This is a genomic window from Nitrospiria bacterium, assembly GCA_036397255.1.
Taxonomy (GTDB): domain Bacteria; phylum Nitrospirota; class Nitrospiria; order DASWJH01; family DASWJH01; genus DASWJH01.
On the sequence record DASWJH010000086.1, the window covers coordinates 1 to 8,758 of the forward strand.

Here is an 8,758-nt window from a genome sequence, read left to right on the forward strand (position 1 = left end):
CGCATCTTTGTGCCGTCCAGAGCAACCCTTGAGAGCAGGGCAAATCCCATCTCTTTGGCCAATTTCACCGTCTGCACAAATAAATCTGCCATCTCCTCCCGGTGCCGCGCTCTAAACTCAATGAAGGTCTTAAAGGCAGGCGTCTGCATCCCCGCTAAATATTTAAAGGCCAGATTCTCTCCACAAGCACGTGAAAGCTTCCGCGAACTGAAAACCCCAACCGTCATGCCGTATTAAGATCACCTTCAGCATCATCCGCGGCGAATAGGCCGGCTGCCCCATCTCTCCGTATCGATGCATAAAGACCTTGATGTCCAACTTCTCCACCATATCGTTAATCAGATGGGCAGGATGTCTCTCATCAATGAACTCTTTTACGCTCGGTGGCAATAGAAACATTTGGTCCTGATCATATGGGCGAAACATGGAGCTCCTCCAAATTGAGTCTCTAATCCCCACACTTTATCATATCCCTAATAAAATTAATCCAATAAAGACTAATTGCTCAGGCTCCTAGATCCCAGAATAAACCACCAAATAAATCAATCCGATAACCAAGGCACCAAAGGCCATTCCAATGGCATAATGTTGAATTTGACCGCTCTGAATTTGGCGAAGATTTGCCGCCCAGGCCTGAATGGCTCTGGCCACCCCGTTTACACAACCATTATCAATGATCGTCACATCGATATAATGCCATAATCCCTTGGCCAACCTTACTGTGGGCCTGACAAACAGAAAATCATAAAGTTCATCCACATACCATTTATTGAAAGATAAAAGATATAACCCCCGGAACCGTTGAACCAAGATCTCCGGCAAATTGGGATTCACATAATAAAAAAGATAGGCCAACATAATCCCACCGATTCCCGCAAGGATCGAAATGCTTAAAACCAAAATGCCTCCTCCCGAAACCGCTGCCCCTTCACTATCGGACCCCGATAAGACCGAGGAAAGGAAGGGGCCAATCAGGTTAAAATTCTCGGAGTGAATGCCAACCCAGCCTGTAATGATGGAAAAAAAAGCCAATAGGATTAAGGGAAGGGTCATTACCCGGGGCGATTCATGGGCATGCTTCATGACCTCGTCAGGTGCACGAGGGGAACCATGAAAAACCGAAAACACCAAGCGAAAAATATAAAAAGCCGTCATAAAAGCGGTGATGGACCCAATCACCCAAAGAAATTTCCCCATCCCGCCATGCTGAAAGGCACTCAAAAGAATTTCATCCTTGCTAAAAAAACCCGCAAAGGGAGGTATCCCGGAAAGTGCCAATGCCCCGATAAAAAAAGTAATATAGGTTACCGGCATCACTTTTTTGAGTCCACCCATGTTTCTTAAATCCTGCTCCCCAGCCAAAGCGTGAATCACACTTCCGCACCCCAAAAAAAGTAGGGCTTTAAAAGCCCCATGAGTAAGCAAATGAAAAGTACCAGCCACATAAGCCCCTAGTCCACACGCCATGATCATATAACCGAGTTGACTCACCGTAGAGTAAGCCACGATCCGTTTAATATCATTTTGAGTCAAGGCAATTGTGGCACCGAAAAGGGCGGTGATCCCCCCTACAATGGCCACCGTCTCCATTGCAACGGGTGAAAGGTTAAAGATGGGATTCATTCGAGCAACCATAAAAACACCAGCCGTGACCATGGTGGCGGCATGAATCAAGGCAGAAATAGGAGTGGGTCCCTCCATGGCGTCCGGAAGCCAGGTATGAAGTGGGACCTGTGCAGATTTTCCTATGGCACCCATAAACAAAAGCAATGCAATGAGCGTTATGGCCCCCACCTGCCAATCCCCCCCAAGCCAGCTTAAAAGATTGAGGGTTTCTCCTTGATGAGCGGGAAGTTGGTTAAAAACCGTCTCATAATCCATGCTTCCCACCATTAAAAAAATCAACATGATTCCTAAACCGAACCCAAAATCTCCCACCCGGTTCACCACAAAAGCTTTGGTGGCAGCATTACAGGCGGACTTCCGCTCATACCAATGGGCAATGAGAAGGTAGGAGCAAAGCCCAACCGCTTCCCAAAAGAAATAAAGCTGTAAAAAGTTATTGGCCATGACCAACATCAGCATGGAAAAGGTAAACAGGGCAATATAGGAAAAAAACCGGTCATACCCCGGATCCCCTTTCATATATCCAATGGTATAAATATGGACCAAACTGCTCACCAAGGTAACCAATAAAAGCATTACCACGGTTAAAGAATCGATTTGAAAACCGATGGAAACACGGAAATGCCCCGAGGAAATCCAGGTGTAAAGGTCGGCTTGGACAACCTTCCCACCCACCACTTCAAAAAAGGTCAGGATAGATAATACAAAGGAGAGAAGGACAGCAGGAACTGCAATCCAATGACTTTTGTTGCGGAAAAAAGTCCAAAAAAGACCGATGATGATAAAGGCCAATAAAGGAAGTAAAGGAATCAGAACGTAGGTTAGCATGGGGATTTTTAAAACCAGGGCTCAGTTACCACTTCATTAAGTTAATCTGTTCAACATTGAGAACTTCACGATGACGGTAGACTGCAATAATGATGGCCAGACCGATTGCGACTTCCGCTGCCGCCACGGTCATGACAAAAAAGACAAATACCTGCCCATTTATGGACTGGAGGTAATGTGCAAACGCTACAAAATTAATATTGGCCGCATTAAACATTAATTCAATGGAAAGTAGGATAATGATGATATTCCGACGAATCAGAACCCCTACCACACCCAAAATAAAGACGATGGAACTTAAAACCAAATAATAATAAAGATCGACCATTGGTTATTTCAATTCCTTCCTAATCGAAACTAAACTAAAAAAATGTTTTGATAGCCGCTCCACTTGAAAAAAACAATATATAAAACCAATCTTTTTGCCTCGGATTTGATAAATCAGAAACGGCAAAGGGTGGAGCGCAACTGCATAATTTTAAAAGAATTGAGATTACTATTCCTTAAAAAATTAATCAATACTTAAATTTGGAAAACTATGTTGCTTAAAAAAACAAACTCAACCTTAATGCATTTTATCCGCAAAATCTAAAAACCCTTATTCTCTCTCTAAACCACCCTCTTAGGTAAGGCTTCTCCGAGATATAGCCTCCTTTACCCATTTAAGATATCTGTTATATTTAAATAAGTTCAACCCAATCGCTTGAATGAATTTGGAACTTAACACCATTGATGATATTGGTTCAGCAATTAAAAGGTTCAACAACCTCCCTTCAAAGGCAGGGAATTCCTATGAAACAAAAAAATCCTGTGGGAAGGAGTTAGAAAAATGAAAATTGGGTTGAAAATTAAATTGTCCTTATTGATATTAGGAATATTTTTTATAATTGGCTCAGAAACACTATCAGAAGATTTTTATAAATGGATCGATGAAAATGGAATCATTCATTTTTCCGACTCTTCCGCGGGAATTCCCCCTCAATTTAGGGAAAATACCTTGAAAGAATCATTTGAAGAACAGGAAAAAGAAAAAAAGAAACAGCGGAAAGAAGAAAAAAAAACCGAGGAACTCCTTCTCCTTGAAGCGCTTCAAAAAGAGGATAAACCCCAAACATTTGAAATTCCCTATGACCCCTATGAGGGCATGGCCAGGAGAATCATTATTCCCGTCACCTTTAATGAATCTGTCACCGCCCCAATGGTCCTGGATACCGGAGCCCCCGGTTTAATTATTTCACCCGAATTGGCTGAAGAGTTAGGGTTAATGGATGAAGATGCTACCAAACTGATCGTAAACGCAGGGGGAATTGGGGGTTCCGTCCCTGCCATCCGGACGATCATTGACACTGTGGAGGTGGGAGGGGCAAAAGACCATTTTATCCCAACCACGGTAGTATCCTCCATTTCAGATTCCTTTGAAGGTTTGGTTGGGATGGATTTTATGTCAAACTATTCCATCCGTATTGATCCCCGTAAACACGTTATGGTTTTTGAAGAAGTTCCCCAAGACCCTAATTCTCCTGGAGGACACGATGAAGTTTGGTGGAGAACCAACTTTACCACTTTTGGGGCTTTCAGGGATGCGTGGAAAGAATACAAGGAAAAAATTGATCGGGACGTAGGAAATTCAATAGCTGTTTCCAATATGACCAAAAAATTAAGAGGGTTTGCAGGGGACCAATTTAAAGCCGCAGAACAGTTATATGATAAACTCAACCGTTATGCTATCCAACACGCTGTTCCCTTGAGCTGGAGAAAATATTAAATCCCTTCTCCTTTTCCCATCAATGAAAAGGAATTGATTTCCCCCTTGAAAAATTAACCCGGATCAAGAATAATGGTGACTCTTCTCATATAGAGTTTGGGTATAAAAATAGGATAATGGCGATATAAAGCTAGGGGATTTTCTCAAAAAGAAGCTTTACACTCTACGGAAAGGCGGAAAAACCATGCTTGTCAAAGAAATGATGACACCCAACCCCCATACCATCGAATCTAAAAAAACGATTCAGGATGCTCTTTTGCTGATGTATCAGCACGACATCCGAAGGCTTCCGGTTATGGATGGAAATATGCTGATCGGAATTGTCTCCGATCGTGATATCAAACAAGTGATCGGACGGCCGCCCCTTGGCGTAGGCTCTGCAAATGAAACTGAACTCACCCATAGTATTTTAGGCGTAATGACCCATAATGCGGTTACGGTTCATCAAGACGCGGATATCCGTCAAGCCATCGAGTTGATGGCAGAAAACAAATTCAGCGGCTTACCGGTTATGAACCACGATCAACAATTGGTGGGTATCATTTCAGCCCTGGACATCCTGAGGTATACCCTTGATCTCCTCGATCGGGTAGAGGGGAAATAACCTGAAGAAGGAATAACGGGTTTCACCTCCGCTTCCTTTAATCCGAGGGCTTTTTTTATAAAAAAATTCAACCTTTTAAGATTTTTTTAACCAAACCCAAACGGTTTGTCCTTTCCTGGAATTGCATCCTCATAAAAAAAACAGGATATTATTTAGACCCCGATATACCTTGAATAAATCAAGCAGTTCATCCCCGTGCCAGCGGGAATCTAGAACTTTAAAAATACTGGAATCCGGCCCGTTTCCACAATGACGGTAATAACCAGAATGACATCGGAATCTATTAAAATAATTTGGGACAATAAACTAATCCAACCAATCTTTCTCTTTGAGCTTTCTGGGCAGATATTTTTTGGTTAGGTACTGAAAGTCCTTGTTTGCAAGTGCGTCTAGTTCGTACTTGAGGCCGATTGAAAGCATCCTCTTGATCTCCTTCTGCCACGGGATTTTCTGGAACCAAGAATAGTTGAGAAGCTCCCGGGCACGGGCGATGTCTTTATCGTTGAGCTTGATCCCCACGTTCCGAGGGAGGCCATAGCGTTCGGGATCAGCGCTGGAGAGTCCGATAAATTTGGCCTTAGGAATGGCCATTCGTTGACTTTCAAAAGCGAGGTTAATTGATCCCTGCTTGACCACCGAATAAATATAGTAGCCCCACGGATCGTTGTCTACAAGGACATAGACCGGAAGTTTCTTTTCTTCATTCAACCTCCGGGCGAGACGCCGAACGCCTCGGGGCGGCTGCCCGTTTCCGGTAAGAAGGATACAGTTGTACCGACGCCAAAACTTATCTTCAGAGAGCCGGTTCCACTGGGTCCCCTTCTCAACGAGAAGTACGAAATCCGCCGTGCATTTTTTAATCTCGAGGTATTCCGGTTCCACAATAGATGGAACCGAATAACCCCCTTTCCCCAGTTTAGTACAGTCCACCCGGTCACCGTCATCTACCAGTACCAGGGGTCCTACCACACTCCCCCCGTTCTCGGCACGAACATGAAGCTCTTCCCGAAGGGCTTCCAACGACACCTCCAGATCTTCGATAATGGGGTCTGATTCATTTTGCGTATCAAAGGTATTTTCATGGGAGTGTTTAATGGTGTGTTTCGTACGGTAGTAAATCTCCCTTAAAGAGGTTGTAAGGTCCGCGCGTTGAAGCTCGGAAAGGGCATCCGCAACCAGAATGGTCTGCATAAACTTTTTGGCCATCCCTACATTGAAAAAAGACCGGGCCTGTTTCTTTTTTCCCATTTCCAGAATGCCTTTTCGCTCGCTGAATGTGATATTCGAGAGGGAGCGAACGGGGATGGAAAGGGTGGGGTCTTTCTTCTTTTGGGCAGCGTTGATGACCACATCCGCCACTCCGATGAGTTTTTTCTCAACCACCGTAGCCTTTTTTTGTTTTTTTTGGCCCATGATGTCTTATTTCTTTCTGCGCGTTGCGCTTTTTTTGGTTTTTTCGGTCTGGGGCCCGGTTTTCCTCTTGGAGACCTGCTGGCTTCCTTTTGCCCCTTTACCTCCACCCTTTGAGGAAGTCTTGGCCTTACCCAAAGATCGTGTAGATCTTTTGGATCTTCCCTTCTTGGGACCCACCTCTTCAAAAAGCTCGGCCTGCACTGGTAAAACCTCACGGAGGGTTGGAACCTCTCCTTCAAGACCCTCCGGAGTCATGATAATTGAATGAGGAAGGCCCTCTGGTCCGCTCCCGGTTTTCCCAAGGGCTTCATCGGTTCTCTCTCCCCCTGTCCGTTTCATAGCAATCTTCTGAAGCTGTTCCTTGAGCTTTTCTTTGGCCAGTTTGCCCCCTTTCAGTCGGTTACAGGCCTCCACCACTTCATCAATATAGAGTTCAAAAATGTTTCGACGGCGGAACTCGCTTTTGGCCCTTTCCCGCCTTCGAAGAAATATTCCAAGCCGTCTCCCGCATTCCTGCAAAGCAAGCCGGATCTCTTTTCGGATTTCATCGTAGTCAGCTATCGCTTCCTTGGATTCACTAGTAAAAGGAACCCAGACCGAAGCCATATGGACAAATATGACCATGGGGCCCGCGGGAAGGGCACCCTTGGACTGGGAAACCCCATAATTCCGCCAGGTGGTTTCAAGAACGGACTTGAAGGTCGCGCAGGCCGCTTGCTGATATAGAAGCGGAACACGGTTCGCGTAGCGGATCACGCGGGCTAGTTCACTTTCCCCCTTCTGATGCTCTCCCTCTGCAAAAGGCCTCTTTTTTTCTTCCTGGGTCTTGCCCCCTTCTTCCGGCCCTTTGCCGTAGGCCAACCCTGCCTCAATAATAAAAGGATTTCCTCGATAGACAGCGGGGGGGCGGCTCACCGCCGTATAAAACTCCCCCTTAATTTGTTTATAAAGACCGTAAAGAATCGCCTTTTCTCCAATAGGAGAGAGGCAATTGGTCGGCGGTGCCATAATCTTTGTGGCTTGTATGGTCTTATAGAGATTTTCGGCATCCTGTCCGTGGATGTTTCGGGGTCTGGCATGGGGAGGGATTTTCGCGGTTTTACAGATCTCTTCGGCAAGATTCTGGGAAATACGGCTAAAATCACTGGACAGAAATCCAGATACCCATTGGCTCCTTGTGTCGTGAAGCATTTTAAGCATCATCCCGAACTCGATGCCGTAGGGGTGAGGCTTAATCTCACGGGGTGTTGGGGGAAGTTCGTGGTAGGTCCGGGGATATTCCTTGGTTTCCCCCTCCGGAGTGATGTAGACCAGCTTAACATGGGCATTTGCGATGGAGGTCTGCTCCAGATATTCCTCCACCGACGCGCGTCCCTTTTGGTATCGGCCCTCGATCTCAAGGGTCACCTGGGTTCCACGGTGATTTTCCCAGTCTATCTGTTTTTTCTCAAGAATCCGGGGCTCATTCTTTTTGGTGTCGATCTGGACCTCAAAGTAATGTGCAGGTGTCTTCTCACCCGTTCGGGAGATAATCTGAACGGGTCTGCCGGTTGTCAGCTGTGCGTACATGCCCGCAGCAGATATACCGATCCCCTGTTGTCCCCGGCTCATGCGAAGACGGTGAAACTTTGACCCGTAAAGCAGCTTTGCAAAAATGGGGGGAATTTGCTGACGGACGATACCCGGCCCATAATCAATAACCGTAATCCGGAAACGGGTTGCCTGGCTGGGTGCAACAGGGGGACCTCCGTTTGATACCACATCCAATTTTACGACCACGTCAGGGAGAATCCCGGCTTCTTCACAAGCATCCAACGCATTATCCACCGCCTCCTTGACGCAGGTCAGCAGGGCTTTTCGAGGACTGTCGAATCCAAGAAGGTGCCGGTTTTTGGTAAAAAACTCCGAAACAGAAATCTCCCTCTGACGCGCCCCCATTTCCACTGCCGATAAAGTCGCCTTCGCTTCGGAAACACGTTTGGTGGACTTTTTGGGGTTGGACTTGCTACTACTTTTTGACATTTGCCCTCTCAATTCTCCGTGAAAAGGTTTATTAGATAATTACAACTTCCAAACATTAAAATTCATCCAATGATCTGTCCCAGAAATACCATGAATAAATCTCAGCCGTCATTCCCACGTAAGAGGAAGTCCCGCAAAATCAATAGGTTCCCAATTAAAAACTGAGGGAATGAAGTTAAGTGTTTTATGGAAAGCAAGCACTGGGGTTGTGTCTCCGAAATACCATCAATAAATCAAGCCCGTCATTCCCGCAGAAGCGGGAATCCAGGAATTAAAACCACTAAATTCTGTTTCTTTGTCACCGGTACCTTACTGCCAAGAATCACATTTAAATAAATGAAGTTATTTTTAATAACCACACTAAATAGAGTCTGTATTTTAATGCGCATTTAGATTGAACTTGGACAGAGGGAACCGCCATGGTGCGCAGATGTCCGCCTGTTTTCGCATCTTCGAGTACGCTTCATCAACATTCGTTGACTTTTCCCCGTTTTCATGGG

General features: G+C 45.5%; 7 protein-coding genes. 2 read left to right on the forward strand and 5 right to left on the reverse strand.

Annotation, left to right across the window (positions count from 1 at the left end; all coding sequences use genetic code 11):
* The 3 genes from VGB26_11460 to nuoK all read right to left on the reverse strand — a co-directional run.
* The coding region (locus VGB26_11460) for a transposase (GenBank protein HEX9758394.1) at positions 1–227 on the reverse strand (227 nt) is incomplete at its 3' end.
* A 286-nt stretch (positions 228–513) separates the two neighbouring features.
* Positions 514–2,454, reverse strand: a complete 1,941-nt coding sequence (nuoL, locus tag VGB26_11465; GenBank protein HEX9758395.1) for an NADH-quinone oxidoreductase subunit L — start codon at positions 2,452–2,454, stop codon at positions 514–516.
* A gap of 25 nt (positions 2,455–2,479) precedes the next feature.
* Positions 2,480–2,782, reverse strand: a complete 303-nt coding sequence (gene nuoK, locus VGB26_11470; GenBank protein HEX9758396.1) for an NADH-quinone oxidoreductase subunit NuoK — start codon at positions 2,780–2,782, stop codon at positions 2,480–2,482.
* A 501-nt stretch (positions 2,783–3,283) separates the two neighbouring features.
* Between nuoK and VGB26_11475 the strand changes: the two genes are divergently transcribed.
* Together VGB26_11475 and VGB26_11480 are read left to right on the forward strand one after the other, a co-directional pair.
* Complete coding sequence (locus VGB26_11475) at positions 3,284–4,219, forward strand: retropepsin-like aspartic protease (protein ID HEX9758397.1); 936 nt, start codon at positions 3,284–3,286, stop codon at positions 4,217–4,219.
* Between the two features lie 184 nt (positions 4,220–4,403).
* Positions 4,404–4,823: a CBS domain-containing protein gene (locus VGB26_11480; GenBank protein HEX9758398.1), complete on the forward strand. Its 420-nt coding sequence runs from the start codon at positions 4,404–4,406 to the stop codon at positions 4,821–4,823.
* Between the two features lie 306 nt (positions 4,824–5,129).
* Here the strand turns inward: VGB26_11480 and VGB26_11485 are convergent, their stop codons facing one another.
* Both VGB26_11485 and VGB26_11490 read right to left on the reverse strand, forming a co-directional pair.
* Positions 5,130–6,236, reverse strand: coding sequence for a DNA topoisomerase IV subunit A (locus tag VGB26_11485; protein HEX9758399.1), 1,107 nt, complete (start codon positions 6,234–6,236; stop codon positions 5,130–5,132).
* Positions 6,237–6,242: 6 nt separating this feature from the next.
* Positions 6,243–8,258: a DNA topoisomerase VI subunit B gene (locus tag VGB26_11490; GenBank protein ID HEX9758400.1), complete on the reverse strand. Its 2,016-nt coding sequence runs from the start codon at positions 8,256–8,258 to the stop codon at positions 6,243–6,245.
* Positions 8,259–8,758 lie beyond the last annotated feature (500 nt).